General features: G+C 48.3%; 14 protein-coding genes. 9 read left to right on the forward strand and 5 right to left on the reverse strand.

Annotated elements, in window-relative coordinates:
• The 7 genes from hybA to hybG are packed head-to-tail and all read left to right on the forward strand — an operon-like array spanning position 1 to position 5443.
• Entirely contained in the window at positions 1 to 987 is a 987-nt protein-coding gene (hybA, locus tag OGX66_RS14760; RefSeq protein WP_003828357.1) for a hydrogenase 2 operon protein HybA, read from the forward strand.
• Positions 977 to 2155 (forward strand): Ni/Fe-hydrogenase cytochrome b subunit, encoded by a 1179-nt coding sequence (hybB, locus tag OGX66_RS14765; RefSeq protein WP_003024479.1) that lies wholly within the window; start codon positions 977 to 979, stop codon positions 2153 to 2155. Before hybA ends, hybB begins: the two co-directional genes overlap by 11 nt.
• Positions 2152 to 3855 (forward strand): hydrogenase 2 large subunit, encoded by a 1704-nt coding sequence (gene hybC / locus OGX66_RS14770; protein WP_003024476.1) that lies wholly within the window; start codon positions 2152 to 2154, stop codon positions 3853 to 3855. The genes hybB and hybC overlap by 4 nt, the downstream gene beginning before the upstream one ends.
• Positions 3855 to 4349, forward strand: a complete 495-nt coding sequence (locus tag OGX66_RS14775) for a HyaD/HybD family hydrogenase maturation endopeptidase (RefSeq protein ID WP_003024473.1) — start codon at positions 3855 to 3857, stop codon at positions 4347 to 4349. Before hybC ends, OGX66_RS14775 begins: the two co-directional genes overlap by 1 nt.
• Entirely contained in the window at positions 4342 to 4830 is a 489-nt protein-coding gene (gene hybE, locus OGX66_RS14780; RefSeq protein WP_003024465.1) for a hydrogenase-2 assembly chaperone, read from the forward strand. Before OGX66_RS14775 ends, hybE begins: the two co-directional genes overlap by 8 nt.
• Entirely contained in the window at positions 4823 to 5164 is a 342-nt protein-coding gene (hypA, locus tag OGX66_RS14785) for a hydrogenase maturation nickel metallochaperone HypA (RefSeq protein WP_003024462.1), read from the forward strand. Before hybE ends, hypA begins: the two co-directional genes overlap by 8 nt.
• Positions 5165 to 5194: 30 nt before the next feature.
• Positions 5195 to 5443 carry a hydrogenase maturation factor HybG gene (gene hybG, locus OGX66_RS14790; protein ID WP_003024459.1) on the forward strand — a complete coding sequence of 83 codons (249 nt, stop codon included), beginning with the start codon at positions 5195 to 5197 and terminating at the stop codon, positions 5441 to 5443.
• Between the two features lie 95 nt (positions 5444 to 5538).
• Here hybG and yghU read toward each other — a convergent pair whose 3' ends face one another.
• Positions 5539 to 6405, reverse strand: coding sequence for a glutathione-dependent disulfide-bond oxidoreductase (gene yghU, locus OGX66_RS14795; RefSeq protein WP_016150976.1), 867 nt, complete (start codon positions 6403 to 6405; stop codon positions 5539 to 5541).
• A 217-nt stretch (positions 6406 to 6622) separates the two neighbouring features.
• Here yghU and OGX66_RS14800 point away from each other — a divergent pair, with 217 nt between their 5' ends.
• Both OGX66_RS14800 and gss read left to right on the forward strand, forming a co-directional pair.
• Positions 6623 to 8911: an FdhF/YdeP family oxidoreductase gene (locus tag OGX66_RS14800; protein WP_088903067.1), complete on the forward strand. Its 2289-nt coding sequence runs from the start codon at positions 6623 to 6625 to the stop codon at positions 8909 to 8911.
• 153 nt (positions 8912 to 9064) lie between these two features.
• Positions 9065 to 10924 carry a bifunctional glutathionylspermidine amidase/synthase gene (gene gss, locus OGX66_RS14805; protein WP_003838200.1) on the forward strand — a complete coding sequence of 620 codons (1860 nt, stop codon included), beginning with the start codon at positions 9065 to 9067 and terminating at the stop codon, positions 10922 to 10924.
• A gap of 673 nt (positions 10925 to 11597) precedes the next feature.
• Here gss and OGX66_RS14810 read toward each other — a convergent pair.
• The 4 genes from OGX66_RS14810 to OGX66_RS14825 form a co-directional block, all read right to left on the reverse strand.
• Entirely contained in the window at positions 11598 to 12119 is a 522-nt protein-coding gene (locus OGX66_RS14810; protein ID WP_270922706.1) for a peptidoglycan recognition protein family protein, read from the reverse strand.
• 370 nt (positions 12120 to 12489) lie between these two features.
• Complete coding sequence (locus OGX66_RS14815) at positions 12490 to 13605, reverse strand: hypothetical protein (RefSeq protein WP_136345921.1); 1116 nt, start codon at positions 13603 to 13605, stop codon at positions 12490 to 12492.
• A gap of 438 nt (positions 13606 to 14043) precedes the next feature.
• A complete protein-coding gene (locus OGX66_RS14820) occupies positions 14044 to 14265 on the reverse strand; it encodes a hypothetical protein (protein ID WP_136345920.1) in 222 nt (73 codons plus the stop codon).
• Between the two features lie 342 nt (positions 14266 to 14607).
• Positions 14608 to 14937 (reverse strand): hypothetical protein, encoded by a 330-nt coding sequence (locus OGX66_RS14825; protein WP_044713752.1) that lies wholly within the window; start codon positions 14935 to 14937, stop codon positions 14608 to 14610.

Genomic DNA, 14937 nt, shown 5'->3' on the forward strand with positions numbered 1-14937 from the left:
GTGAACAGACGTAACTTTATTAAAGCAGCCTCCAGCGGGGCATTGCTGTTGGGCGCAGCGCCGTCCATCAGTCATGCGGCTGCAGAAAACCGTCCGCCGATCCCGGGTTCTCTTGGGATGCTCTATGACTCGACGCTGTGCGTAGGCTGCCAGGCCTGTGTCACCAAGTGTCAGGATATCAACTTCCCGGCCCGTAACCCGGAAGGCGAGCAAACCTGGTCGAACAACGACAAACTGTCTCCGTATACCAATAACATCATCCAGGTGTGGCGTAGCGGAACAGGCGTGAACAAAGACCAGGAAGAAAATGGCTACGCATACATCAAGAAACAGTGCATGCACTGTGTTGATCCGAACTGCGTTTCCGTTTGCCCGGTCTCCGCGCTGAAGAAAGATCCGAAAACCGGCATCGTCCATTATGACAAAGACGTCTGCACGGGCTGTCGTTACTGCATGGTCGCCTGCCCGTACAACGTGCCTAAGTACGACTACAACAACCCGTTTGGTGCGCTTCACAAATGTGAACTGTGTAACCAGAAAGGCGTTGAGCGTCTGGACAAAGGCGGTTTGCCGGGTTGTGTTGAAGTGTGCCCAGCCGGTGCGGTGATTTTTGGTACCCGTGAAGAGCTGATGGCTGAGGCGAAAAAACGTCTCGCGCTGAAGCCTGGCAGCGAATACCACTATCCGCGTCAAACGGTGAAAGCAGGAGATACCTATCTGCATACGGTACCGAAGTACTACCCACACCTGTACGGTGAGAAAGAAGGTGGTGGTACGCAGGTTATGGTGCTGACGGGTGTTCCTTACGAGGATTTGGATCTGCCGAAGCTGGATGATCTTTCAACTGGTGCGCGTTCCGAACATGTTCAACATTCCCTGTACAAGGGCATGATATTACCCCTGGCTGCGCTGGCGGGCTTAACCGTGCTGGTTCGTCGTAACACGAAAAACGACCATCACGATGGAGGAGACGATCATGAGTCATGATCCTAAACCGTTGGGCGGAAAAATAATCAGCAAACCGGTCATTATTTTTGGGCCGCTTATCGTCCTGTGTATGCTCCTGATCGTGAAACGTCTGGTCTTCGGACTGGGCTCAGTCTCCGATCTGAACGGCGGTTTCCCATGGGGTGTATGGATCGCGTTTGACCTGTTGATTGGTACTGGCTTTGCGTGCGGCGGTTGGGCGCTGGCGTGGGCGGTGTATGTTTTCAACAGAGGACAATACCATCCGCTGGTACGTCCGGCGCTGTTGGCGAGCCTGTTTGGCTACTCGCTGGGTGGTCTGTCAATCACCATCGACGTCGGTCGTTACTGGAACCTGCCGTATTTCTACATTCCGGGCCACTTCAACGTGAATTCGGTACTGTTCGAAACAGCGGTCTGTATGACCATCTATATCGGCATCATGGCGCTGGAATTTGCTCCGGCTCTGTTTGAACGTCTGGGGTGGAAAGTTTCTCTCAAGCGTTTGAATAAAGTGATGTTCTTTGTTATTGCCCTCGGCGCGCTGCTGCCAACCATGCACCAGTCTTCAATGGGTTCATTGATGATTTCTGCGGGTTATAAGGTGCATCCGCTTTGGCAAGCTTATGAAATGTTGCCGCTTTTCTCGGTATTAACCGCCTTTATTATGGGCTTCTCGATCGTCATCTTTGAAGGCTCACTGGTACAAGCGGGTCTGAAAGGTAACGGTCCGGACGAGAAAAGTTTGTTCATCAAGCTGACGAACACCATCAGCGTGCTGCTGGCGATTTTCGTGGTTCTGCGCTTTGGCGAACTGATCTATCGCGACAAGCTGTCGTATGCGTTTGCAGGCGATTTCTACTCAGCCATGTTCTGGCTTGAGGTCGTGCTGATGGTCTTCCCGCTGGTGGTGCTGCGCGTCACTAAGCTGCGTAATGACTCGCGCATGCTGTATCTGTCTGCGCTGAGCGCATTGCTGGGTTGTGCAACATGGCGTCTGTCCTATTCGCTGGTGGCGTTCAATCCTGGTGGTGGCTACCACTACTTCCCGACCTGGGAAGAACTGTTGATTTCTATTGGTTTTGTGGCTATTGAGATTTGTGCATACATCGTACTCATTCGTCTACTGCCGATACTTCCTCCTTTAAAACAAAACGATCAAAATCGTCATGAGGCGAGCAAAGCATGAGCCAGAGAATTACTATTGATCCGGTAACCCGTATTGAGGGTCATTTACGCATCGACTGCGAAATCGAAAATGGCGTGGTATCTAAAGCATGGGCTTCCGGTACCATGTGGCGCGGCATGGAAGAGATCGTGAAAAACCGCGATCCGCGCGATGCCTGGATGATTGTGCAGCGTATCTGTGGCGTTTGTACGACCACTCACGCTATCTCTTCCGTTCGTGCAGCAGAAAGTGCGCTGAATATTGATGTTCCGGTGAACGCACAGTATATCCGTAACATCATTCTGGCCGCGCACACCACGCATGACCATATTGTTCACTTCTATCAGCTGTCTGCGCTGGACTGGGTGGATATCACCTCTGCCCTGAAAGCTGACCCAGCGAAAGCATCTGCCATGTTGAACGGCGTGTCCTCCTGGCACCTGAACAGCGCAGAAGAGTTCACCAAGGTTCAGAACAAGATCAAAGATCTTGTTGCCAGCGGTCAGTTAGGCATTTTTGCTAACGGTTGCTGGGGGCACCCGGCAATGCAGCTGCCGCCGGAAGTGAACCTGATTGCGGTCGCTCACTATCTGCAGGCGCTGGAATGCCAGCGTGATGCCAACCGCGTTGTGGCGCTGTTGGGTGGTAAAACGCCGCACATCCAGAACCTGGCGGTAGGTGGGGTTGCTAACCCGATTAACCTCGACGGTCTTGGTGTGCTGAACCTTGAACGCCTGATGTACATCAAGTCTTTCATTGATAAGCTGAGCGACTTCGTTGAGCAGGTTTACAAGGTTGATACCGCGGTCATTGCTGCGTTCTACCCTGAATGGCTGGAACGTGGTCAGGGCGCGGTTAACTACCTGAGCGCGCCGGAATTCCCGACTGACGGTAAAAACGGCAGCTTCCTGTTCCCGGGTGGTTACATTACTAATGAAGATCTGTCGACCTATCGTCCGATCACCTCTCACTCCGATGAGTACCTGATCAAAGGGATTCAGGAGAGCGCGAAACACGCGTGGTACAAAGACGAAGCGCCGCAGGCTCCGTGGGAAGGCACAACGGTTCCTGATTACACCGGTTGGTCAGATGACGGCAAGTACTCCTGGGTTAAAGCACCGACCTTCTACGGTAAAACGGTTGAAGTGGGTCCGCTGGCCAACATGCTGTGTAAACTGGCGGCCAAACGCGAGTCTACTCATGCCAAGCTGAATGAAATCATCGCGATTTACACCAAGCTGACCGGTAAAACTATCGAAGTGTCTCAGCTGCACTCTACGCTGGGTCGTATTATTGGCCGTACCGTTCACTGCTGTGAACTGCAGAACGTTCTGCAGGATCAGTACAACGCGCTGATCGTGAACATCGGTAAAGGCGACCATACCACCTTCGTGAAACCGGATATTCCGGCAACGGGCGAATTCAAAGGTGTTGGTTTCCTCGAAGCGCCGCGCGGTATGCTGTCTCACTGGATGGTGATTAAAGATGGCATTATCAGCAACTACCAGGCGGTTGTACCGTCAACCTGGAACTCTGGCCCACGTAACTTTAATGATGAAGTGGGACCGTATGAGCGCTCGCTGGTAGGTACGCCGATTGCCGATCCAAACAAACCGCTGGAAGTGGTTCGTACCATTCACTCCTTCGATCCTTGTATGTCATGTGCGGTGCATGTGGTGGACGTTGACGGGAACGAAGTGGTCTCAGTTAAGGTTCTGTAATGCGGATATTAGTCTTAGGGGTCGGCAATATTTTGCTGACCGACGAAGCCATCGGAGTACGTATCGTTGAGGCATTAGAGCAACGGTACATCCTGCCAGACTTTGTTGATGTTCTGGACGGTGGTACGGCTGGGATGGAGCTTCTCGGCGATATGGCGAACAGAGATCATCTGATCATTGCTGACGCCATTGTGTCGAAGAAAAACACGCCAGGAACGATGATGGTCCTGCGGGATGAAGAGATCCCGGCGCTGTTTACCAACAAAATCTCACCGCACCAGCTTGGCCTGGCCGACGTTTTGTCGGCTCTGCGTTTCACCGGCGAGTTTCCGAAAAAGCTGACGTTAGTCGGCATTATTCCGGAATCACTGGAGCCGCATATCGGGCTAACGCCAACGGTCGAAGCGATGATTGAACCTGCACTTGAGCAGGTTCTTGCTGCGCTTCGCGAATCAGGTGTTGAAGCGATCCCTCGGGAGGCGGCTCATGTCTGAGGAGTTTGTCGGTTTTCAGACGGCCCCGAAGATGCAGATTCAGGCAGCGTTTGAAGAGGTTGCCCGGCGTTCGATGCACGATCTCTCTTTCTTGCATCCGAATATGCCGGTATATGTCTCTGATTTTACGCTGTTTGAAGGGCAGTGGACGGGGTGTGTTATCACACCCTGGATGCTCAGCGCACTGATTTTCCCTGGACCAGACCAGGTCTGGCCGGTACGTAAAGTCAGCGAAAAAATCGGGCTGCGTCTGCCGTATGGCGAGATGACCTTTACCGTTGGTGAACTGGAGGGCGTATCACAATACCTTTCCTGTTCACTGATGTCGCCGCTTTCGCACAGCATGTCTGCGCAAGAAGGTGTGCGCCTGACTGACGATTGTGCGCGAATGCTGTTATCGCTGCCGGTGAGCGATCCAAATGCGCCGCAGCTCAATCGCCGCGCGCTGCTGCTGGGTCGTCGGAACTGCGAAAATGCATGAGCTGTCCCTTTGTCAGAGCGCGGTTGAGATTGTTCAACAGCAGGCAGAGCAGCACGGTGTCAAACGTGTAACCGGCGTTTGGCTGGAAATTGGGGCGCTCTCCTGCGTTGAAGAGAGCGCCGTGCGTTTCAGTTTCGACATCGTCTGTCAGGGGACGCTGGCGCAAGGGTGTGAGCTGCATATTGATTACAAGCCAGCCCAGGCATGGTGCTGGGATTGCAGTCAGGTTGTGGAAATCACCCAGCATGATGCGCAGTGTCCACATTGTCAGGGGGATCGTCTGCGAGTTGATGCGGGCGATTCACTGAAAGTGAAAAGTATTGAAGTCGAATAACCCATAGGTTGCTATGGGGCGGAGTCAGATATGTGTATTGGAGTCCCTGGTCAGGTTCTGGCCGTTGGTGAAGATATTCACCAGCTTGCGCAGGTTGAAGTGTGCGGCATCAAACGTGATGTCAATATTGCCCTGATTTGTGAAGGTGATACGGCTGAGCTGGTCGGGCAGTGGGTGCTGGTGCACGTAGGGTTCGCCATGAGCATCATTGATGAAGATGAAGCTAAAGCCACGTTAGACGCACTTCGCCGTATGGAGTACGACGTCACCAGCGCGTGATTTTGTGCCGGATGGCGGCGCAAACGCCTTATCCGACCTACGGCATGACATCTTTGTAGGCCTGATAAGACGCCCCGGCGTCGCCATCAGGCATTTTAAGCCTGGCGCTTATCTTCGGTATTGGTATCGAAGTCGCTGGCTTCATGGCGTTCATGAAGCTGCTCGTTCAGAGGTCCGTTGGTGCGGTTAACAATACGACCACGCTTAACCGCCGGACGCGCCGCAATCTCTTTTGCCCAGCGCTGCACGTGCTTGTAGCTTCCTGCATCAAGGAACTCTGCCGCGTCGTACACGTTACCCAGAACCACATTGCCAAACCACGGCCAGACTGCCATATCGGCAATGGTGTATTCATCTCCGGCGACAAACTGATGCTGCGCTAACTGTTTATCCAACACGTCAAGTAAGCGCTTGGCTTCCATGGTGAAGCGATTAATCGCGTATTCAATTTTAACCGGCGCATAATTATAGAAGTGACCAAAGCCACCGCCAAGGAACGGGGCAGCACCCTGTAACCAGAACAACCAGTTTAGCGTTTCAGTACGTTTTGCCAAATCCTGCGGCAAGAAATAACCATATTTTTCCGCCAGATAGAGTAGGATTGCGCCAGATTCAAATACGCGAACCGGTGGGTTTTGCGAGTGGTCACGCAGTGCCGGGATCTTCGAGTTCGGATTCACCTCAACAAAGCCGCTGGAAAACTGATCTCCATCGCCGATGCGGATAATCCAGGCATCGTATTCCGCGCCCTTCACGCCCTGCGCCAGCAACTCCTCCAGCATAATCGTCACTTTCTGCCCGTTTGGCGTACCCAGCGAATAGAGCTGCAGCGGATGCTTGCCAACCGGCAGCGTTTTCTCGTGTGTAGCGCCGGAAACAGGGCGGTTGATATTGGCGAATGCGCCGCCGTTCGATTTTTCCCACGTCCAGACTTTCGCGGGCTGATAGGTATTGTCTGACATAGTGACCTGCCTTCTGAGTGGTTGTTTGATGCAGTGTAGCAGCCAGGTAGAACTCAATTTAACAGATTGGGACTTTATGCCGTTTTGTGCTGAAAGGGGAAGATAAATCTAACCCGTTCATTGTACCTGGCCCGTACTCCATGAAGAGGAAATCATTGTTGCACGGAAATTGCTACCGTATTCACCATCAAAAATTGGCGGTGAATAAGCAGTAATAATGAAAAAGGGTGTTCCAGGAGTAAGCGGTTATCAGGGCCCGGCGGGTGGGTGGGGCGCGGTAAAAGCCGTCACTGCTTTGCTGTTTTCGCAAAAGGCTGTCGCCCGCGATATTATCGCGATGTTTAAAATGAACCAGGTGAAAGGGTTCGACTGTCCGGGCTGTGCATGGCCGGACCCTGGCCATCGGGCACCGATGGAGCTGTGCGAAAATGGCGTTAAGGCGGTTTCCTGGGAGACAACCAACAAGAAAGCGTCACCAGAATTTTTCAGCCGTCACCCGGTTTCCACACTCTGGCATTACAGCGATTATGAACTGGAAAACATCGGTCGTTTAACGCAGCCGATGAAATACGATGCCGCGTCAGACACATGGCAGGCGGTGGATTGGGATATCGCCCTCCAGGAAATCGGCGAGCGTCTGCGCAGTTATGATTCAGCCCAGCAGGTTGAGTTTTACACCTCCGGCAGAACGTCAAATGAGGCAGCGTTCCTGTATCAGCTGTTTGCCCGCGAATATGGCAGCAGCAACTTCCCTGATTGCTCAAACATGTGCCACGGACCGACCAGCGCAGGGTTAACGCCGGCCATTGGCCTTGGAAAAGGAACCGTTGAACTTGAGGACTTTGACCACTGCGATCTGGTGATTTGTATCGGGCATAACCCTGGCACTAACCATCCGCGCATGCTGACCACCTTACGCGACGTTGCCAAACGCGGGGCTAAAATTATCTCCATTAATCCGCTGAACGAAAGGGGGCTTGAGCGCTTTAGCTTCCCGCAAAGCGCGAAAGAGATGTTCACCGGTCAGGCGACGGCGCTGAGCAACGACTACTACCAGGTAAAAATGGGCGGTGACGCTTCGCTGCTCAAAGGCATCATGAAAGCGCTAATCGAAATGGACGAAGCGCGGATCTTATTGGATCAGCAGCCGACGCTCGATCATGCGTTTATCGAAGAGCATACCGCTGGATATGCCGCGTTGTATGATGACTTACGCCAGCGTAGCTGGGCGGAGCTGGAACAGGACTCGGGTCTGACGCGCAGTCAGATGGAAGATCTGGCGCACAGCTACAGTAAATCCCGCGCCACGATTGTTTGTTACGGCCTGGGCATCACCCAGCATAAAAACGGCACTGAGAACGTCCAGCAACTGGTAAACCTGCTGCTGCTGAAAGGCAATATAGGTAAGCCGGGGGCGGGGATCTGCCCGTTGCGCGGTCACTCTAACGTGCAGGGCGATCGTTCTGTGGGGATCAACGAAGCGGCGTCCGAAGATTTCCTGCAACGCCTTGAGACGTATTTTTCTATCCGTGTTCCGCGCAAACATGGTCGTTCCAGCGTGGAGAGTATTCGCGCCATTGAGCGCGGAGACGTAAAAGCACTTATCTGCATGGGTGGCAATCTGGCGGTAGCGATGCCCCAGCCGCAGCGTACCTTTGCGGCGATGAAAAAGCTGGATCTGCAGGTCCATGTGGCGACCAAACTGAACAGATCACACCTGCTGCTGGCAAAACACAACTATTTGCTCCCCGCGTTGGGTAGAACCGAGCGCGATCTGCAAGCTACGGGCATTCAGTCTGTGACCGTCGAAGACTCAATGTCGATGGTCCACGCGTCCTGTGGCGCGCTGAAGCCGGCTTCCCGCTGGCTAAAATCCGAGCCCGCGATTGTGGCGGGCATGGCGCGCGCAACGCTGCCGCTTTCGCCGGTAAACTGGGAAGCGTTGACCGGGGACTACGCGCTGATCCGTAATGCCATTGAAGCCGTGATCCCGGCGTTCCACGACTACAACGCCCGTATTGCTGAACCGGGCGGGTTTCGTATGGATACGCCTGCTTCGCGCCGTGAATGGCGAACGGAGAATGGCAAAGCCAACTTTATCGTCAGCCATCAGCGGGCGGTAGAGCGGGAAAATCAGCCTGCCGATACGCTGATACTGGCGACGCTACGCAGCCACGATCAGTACAACACCACGATTTATGGTATGAACGATCGCTATCGTGGCATTACCGGTCGTCGGGATGTGGTGTTTTTAAGCGTCGAAGAAGCGATGAGCCGCGGTCTGAGCCAGGGTGATGTGGTCAACGTTCAGGCGCTGGACGACAACGGTCAGCCCTGCGCGGATCGCATCATGTACGGCTTAACGGTGGTGATTTACAACATGGCGGCGGGCTCAATTGGCGCGTATCTGCCTGAAGCGAATGTCCTGCTCTCGTTGGAGGCGGTGGATACACAAAGTTTGACTCCGGCCTATAAAAGCGTGCCGGTAATCCTTACCCAGGTGTAGTTCCTGTTGTGAATTTTTCGCCTCTGAGCGCCAGTCGCTGCGTTGAGGTGTATGATGATGTCGACCTCTGTCCGGTTAGTGTCGCAGAGCAGGCAATCAGAGCGAAAAATTCACGCCAACCTGCTCAGGCTGTATTGTTTTGAGGTAAGGTGCATGAGCAAAGGAACGACCAGTCAGGATGCCCCATTCGGGACATTATTGGGCTACGCCCCAGGTGGCGTAGCAATCTACTCTTCAGATTACAGCTCCCTCGACCCACGGGACTACGACGATGATGCGGCATTTCGCAGCTATATCGACGACGAATACATGGGCCACAAATGGCAGTGCGTAGAGTTCGCACGCCGCTTTCTCTTCCTTAACTATGGCGTGGTCTTCACCGATGTAGGCATGGCCTGGGAGATCTTCTCCTTACGCTTCCTACGTGAAGTGGTGAATGACAATATCCTGCCGTTACAGGCATTTCCCAATGGTTCACCCCGCGCACCGGTAGCAGGCGCGTTGCTTATCTGGCAAAAAGGCGGCGAATTTAAAGATACCGGCCATGTGGCGGTCGTCACCCAGTTGCTGGAAAACAAAATCCGTATTGCCGAACAGAACGTGCTCCATACGCCGCTGCCTCCCGGACAGCAGTGGACCCGCGAGCTGGAGATGGTGGTTGAAAACGGTTGCTACACCCTGAGGGATACCTTTGACGACACCACCATCCTTGGCTGGATGATCCAGACCGAGGATACTCGTTACAGCCTGCCGCAGCCGGAGATCGCCAGTGACTCACTGAAAATTGGCGGCGCGCGACTGGAAGATAACGGGCAGTTTGACGGTAAATGGCTGGATGAACAGGATCCGCTGCAAAAAGCCTACGTGCTGGCGAATGGGCATGTGATTAATCAGGATCCGCATCAGTACTTCACCATTACCGAAAGTGCCGAGCAGGAGCTGATCAAAGCCACTAACGAGCTGCACCTGATGTACTTGCACGCGACCGACAAGGTGCTGAAAGACGATAACTTGCTGGCGCTGTTCGATATTCCGAAAATCCTCTGGCCGCGCCTGCGCCTTTCCTGGCAGCGTCGTCGGCATCATATGATTACGGGTCGTATGGATTTCTGTATGGATGAACGTGGACTGAAGGTGTATGAGTACAACGCCGATTCCGCCTCGTGCCATACCGAAGCTGGCTTGATTCTCGAAAGATGGGCCGAGCGTGGCTACACAGGGCAGGGACACAACCCGGCTGAAGGGTTGATCAACGAACTGGCGGGTGCCTGGAAGCACAGCCGCGCACGTCCGTTTGTCCACATCATGCAGGATAAGGATATCGAAGAAAACTATCACGCGCAGTTTATGCAGCAGGCGCTGCGTCAGGCCGGGTTTGACAGCAAAATTCTGCGTGGCCTCGATGAGCTACGTTGGGATGATGCCGGTCAACTGATTGACGGTGACGGCCGCCTGGTGAACTGTGTCTGGAAAACCTGGGCGTGGGAAACCGCGATTGAGCAGGTGCGAGAGGTCAGCGAAACGGAGTACGCCGCGGTACCAATTCGTACCGGGCATACGAATCAGGAAGTGCGTTTAATCGACGTGTTGCTGCGCCCGGAAGTGCTGGTCTTCGAACCTCTGTGGACGGTGATCCCAGGCAACAAAGCGATATTGCCAATCCTCTGGCAGCTTTTCCCGCACCACCGCTATCTGCTTGATACCGATTTCACTGTTAATGAAGAGCTGGCACAAACCGGTTATGCGGTGAAACCCATTGCAGGACGTTGTGGCAGCAACATCGATCTGGTGAGTCATCAGGAAGAGCTACTGGATAAAACCAGCGGTAAGTTTGCCGAGCAGAAGAACATTTATCAGCAGCTTTGGTGTCTGCCAAACATTGCCGGTAAATATATTCAGGTTTGTACCTTCACCGTAGGCGGTAACTACGGCGGTACCTGCCTGCGCGGCGATGAATCACTGGTGATTAAAAAAGAGAGCGATATCGAACCGCTGATTGTGGTGAAGGAATAATCGCAACCCCCTGTGGTGGTGATGTTGCCAGCACGGGGGGCTTTGTCGGGAATAATTTTATTGATGAGCTATATTAAGAACTTATTCCATTAGGATAGTTTTAAGCCAGACAGTGCTCGAAATCATCATATAACATGTATATGCACAGATATTCATATCGCTGTCCGACTCCAGACTGACTTCAACAATTACGCTTGGTGAGATAGGTCTAACGTTATATGTTTGCGTTCACAATATTGAGAAAGCATCTAGGTGTAATATAATATTTTATTATATGAGTTTCGAGCGTCATATAATGATATGTGGCATTGTTTATTTTGGTATGTAAAATCCATTGTCAATAAGCTTTTTTGCTATTTGCTTTCTACACTCGGGTAATTTGGTTCCATATCTTGCCTGGCAGTAATTATGTAATTCATTATATTTACCATTCGGTAAGGACGAGTTGGTTAGTATTTCAGCAGGCGATACAGGTATTTCGAAAATTAATTTTAACGACATGGTGTGCTTAATGAAAAATATCGGAACCCAAGGTGACGCACCTTCTTCATAGTATGGCTGCTTATCTATGCCAATTATAAAATATAAAAAAACAGGTAAAATAATAAAATTACGAAATGAAAAAATGCGCATTATGGCACCTTGCTCAAGGATGTTGATTTTACATTTAAAATCACTGTTTTTGAGGGGACTCTAGCTTGTACTTTTTCCTGAGATTGGCTGCAATCTGAAGACCATAAGTTCCTGGACAAGCCCGACCTAAGGCATTTAAAGAAGCAAACTCCCTGTGCCCTCCTAATTGTTTGATTGGGAAAGATTTTATTAGTATTTTAACTAAAGCATCAATAGTCTTTTTCTGATTATCTGTAGGTATATCAACAGATGAATCCCAGTCATCCTTAACCTGTCCAGCAAACTCACTTAATGATCCCCATCGAGATGGCCCATGTTGTGATGCTTCACCAGATACACTAAAATCTGATAAAAAAACCACGCCAATTTTTCCTGTATTTTCCCCCTTTAGATGGGCACCTTTTTCTCGTATATCCAAAGCCTCATAAATTACACCTGTACAATCTATGGCATAATGATAACTTAAATGTTTAAAACTTTTGATGTCAGTTTCTTCAGCCTGACGCATTTTAACTACTCCATCCGTATCACAGGAGTAGCTATTTCCTGCATGATGTATCACAATTGCAGAATAGTCCCAATCCTTGCCATCAGTTCCTGGGGCTTTTTTTGCATTCCAGTCACTTCGTGTTCTGATAGTTATTCCGGCTTCTCGTAAGTCAGAAAGTATGGCCTCCCTTACTCTGGTTTTTTTTTCATTTTCCTCTACTATGGACTCTGATATTGCATCAAGTCTTTATGAATTAACTCTTCAGTTACTTTATAATACTCATTGTTCATATTAAAACCATTTATATATTTTTGATGATTTGGAGCACGCCCGAAACCAGTTTTCTCACCAGGGTATGCATTTTAAATGTTCCTTATCAGGACAAAGAGTCACCACTACAGCCCAGACAGTTATTCGCAGCTAAAAGCAGTGGCCCTGTAAACTACTTCTGTCCATAGAAATTATCTTCATAAGATAAATCGTAATTATTTAAAGAATTAATGATTATATCCATCGTTCGTTTTACCACTGCCCATGACATAAAGCTTGACGTTCTGTTTGCCGATATCCCAATAAAATAAAACCAGGCATTCTCAATCCGGCCAGCGGACACAACCAGTTCACCATTACGATTATGTTCATTGCTTACACTGAACGTACCCGACCACAGTTCAGATATATTCTTATTAAAAATATTCCGTTCTTCATTTAGGCTAAATTCATTTATCACGGAATACTTATTATCTTTTAATTTTTTAACAATTAAATCACAAATCATTTCTTTGTTAATCACGGCGTTATCACATAAAAAATAGCCACTAATATCTCCAGATATTTTTTCTGCCCCTTTCTGAGATAAATAAAAATAACTCATTTTTTCATTATTATATCGTTCTGTATACTGCCATGAATTCGGATAAAAAAATGAATAATCTGACGGTATATCTAAATTTATGCTTTTAAGTTCTTCTGCCAGATGCCATTTTGAATCATTAATCAAAGTAAAAAACTTGATGCAATGAAGAAAACTCTCTGCCAACGACTCATAATTTTTATGGGGGCAACTGGCTTTTACCATAATTAGATTGGCTCCTTTATGTTCGAAATCATAATTTTTGAACACTCTAATCCTGGATATTATTTTATCGCTGTCAAACTCATTGCTTGTTAATACATCAGAATATTTACCACTAACACTATAATTGTCTTTACGGTTAATAATCTTTTCGCCAAGAAGGGATAATATCTTATCAAGCCAGTCACTGGCGTCAATATCATTCTTTATATGTTCATAAACCACATTTACCTCCATAAATGAAGATTGATATTCAGGTATGGTTTGGTAACTGCCAATGATATTAACTCCGTCCAATCCATCAACAGATGTTGGTTCTATAATAATAGGTCTGACTGCCAGCGGAAGCAGTATTTTATAATGTAAACTCTTTGAGTTTGCGGAAGTATAACGACAACGCCAGAAATGTTTTTCCTGATAATCAAAGCTGTACGTTATTTTTTCAGGAAAATAAAAAACATCATTTTTATCGAAGATGCTCATCTATCTCTCCATTTTCAATGTTAAACGACATTAAAAAAATAAAATAATTTTCTTAACTCAGCAATAAGTACACAAATACACCAAAAATTAAACAACATTTTAATGCAAGTAGATAGCTTTACTTTGTACTTAAAAACCATTTTATAGGCTGCTTGTCAATATTACTCTTATTATGTATTTCATGACACGAGGTTGCTTTATCACAAAAAAGGGCTGCCAATGAAAAAAACCGTAAAATATATGGTAGCATAGACAGATATAAAAATAATATCTCAAATGACAATCCCTCCCATATGGATGAGATGTTATCAATCCAACGTTGTGCTGTAAATCCAGATAAATAAAATATGACAATACCTAAAAAAACTAAAAACACGATTATTATAAAATGGATGAAAAACTTTTAACGATCTTAATATACGGAAGAGTTTTTTCATGTCATCCACCAATAATAATATTTGACATGCCGGATAATATTGTACCAGATTTTGATGAAGTAAACCCTAATCTTTTACTCAAAGGAACATCATTAAAAGGTCCAAATTGAACCTCAACATCACCTTTCAGTCCAAGTACGAGTGCCAATTCACCTCCTGTTTTTAATTTTAACATTATATTATCAGTATCTAACCATCCTCCAGCAGATCCAGCCAGCCCCACAGATCCCGCACTGCAACCAAGAGAACCTTTTAATCTAAAATATTTTTACTCCCGCTGCTGAAACTTCTCCCTTTGCAGCAGCTGCCTCAGCACCTAATTCACCGCCAAATCCATAAAGTGACTCATTACTGTCATATGTTATGGTTACTCCCCGGACAGTAACGGTCCCAGTAAACAGGAACAGGATCTATACTAATAGGCTTGACAGTTAACGGAAGTAGTATTTTATAATGTAAACTATTTGAGTTTGTAGATGTATAACGACAACGCCAAAAATGCTTTTCTTGATAATTGAATTTGTATGTAATTTTCTCCGAAAAAAACCATCATTGTTATACATTTTCATAATCCCTCGGATTTCAACACAAGAAAAACTATTATTGCATATCCAACGTTGAATATTATCTTATAAGAATAAATCACGTCATGTTTATTCTCAATAAAATATTTAACGGGTTGTTTTTGAAGTCCTCTTTTATTGTTTCTTTGATGAAAGGAAGAGATGTTATCAGCGATTAGCTCGATGAAGGAAAAAATAGAAAAATAAATAAATAAATATCCTCCCAGTAAAAGAAATACATTTTTTAGTGCTGGGATTTTAAAGCTAAAAAAAGAAAAGAATAAAAAACAAATCACACCAAATAAAATTTTGCGTAATTTTTCAAAGAGCAT

It is taken from the genome of Citrobacter sp. Cf072 (assembly GCF_030334485.1).
GTDB lineage: Bacteria > Pseudomonadota > Gammaproteobacteria > Enterobacterales > Enterobacteriaceae > Citrobacter > Citrobacter freundii.

Bases quoted from the DNA above. Each gene is read 5' to 3' on its own strand.
- hybB (WP_003024479.1), top strand. From the start codon at position 977: ATGAGTCATGATCCTAAACCGTTGGGCGGAAAAATAATCAGCAAACCG.
- hybC (WP_003024476.1), top strand. From the start codon at position 2,152: ATGAGCCAGAGAATTACTATTGATCCGGTAACCCGTATTGAGGGTCAT.
- OGX66_RS14775 (WP_003024473.1), top strand. From the start codon at position 3,855: ATGCGGATATTAGTCTTAGGGGTCGGCAATATTTTGCTGACCGACGAA.
- hybE (WP_003024465.1), top strand. From the start codon at position 4,342: ATGTCTGAGGAGTTTGTCGGTTTTCAGACGGCCCCGAAGATGCAGATT.
- hypA (WP_003024462.1), top strand. From the start codon at position 4,823: ATGCATGAGCTGTCCCTTTGTCAGAGCGCGGTTGAGATTGTTCAACAG.
- hybG (WP_003024459.1), top strand. From the start codon at position 5,195: ATGTGTATTGGAGTCCCTGGTCAGGTTCTGGCCGTTGGTGAAGATATT.
- yghU (WP_016150976.1), bottom strand. From the start codon at position 6,405: ATGTCAGACAATACCTATCAGCCCGCGAAAGTCTGGACGTGGGAAAAA.
- OGX66_RS14800 (WP_088903067.1), top strand. From the start codon at position 6,623: ATGAAAAAGGGTGTTCCAGGAGTAAGCGGTTATCAGGGCCCGGCGGGT.
- gss (WP_003838200.1), top strand. From the start codon at position 9,065: ATGAGCAAAGGAACGACCAGTCAGGATGCCCCATTCGGGACATTATTG.
- OGX66_RS14815 (WP_136345921.1), bottom strand. From the start codon at position 13,605: ATGAGCATCTTCGATAAAAATGATGTTTTTTATTTTCCTGAAAAAATA.
- OGX66_RS14825 (WP_044713752.1), bottom strand. From the start codon at position 14,937: ATGCTCTTTGAAAAATTACGCAAAATTTTATTTGGTGTGATTTGTTTT.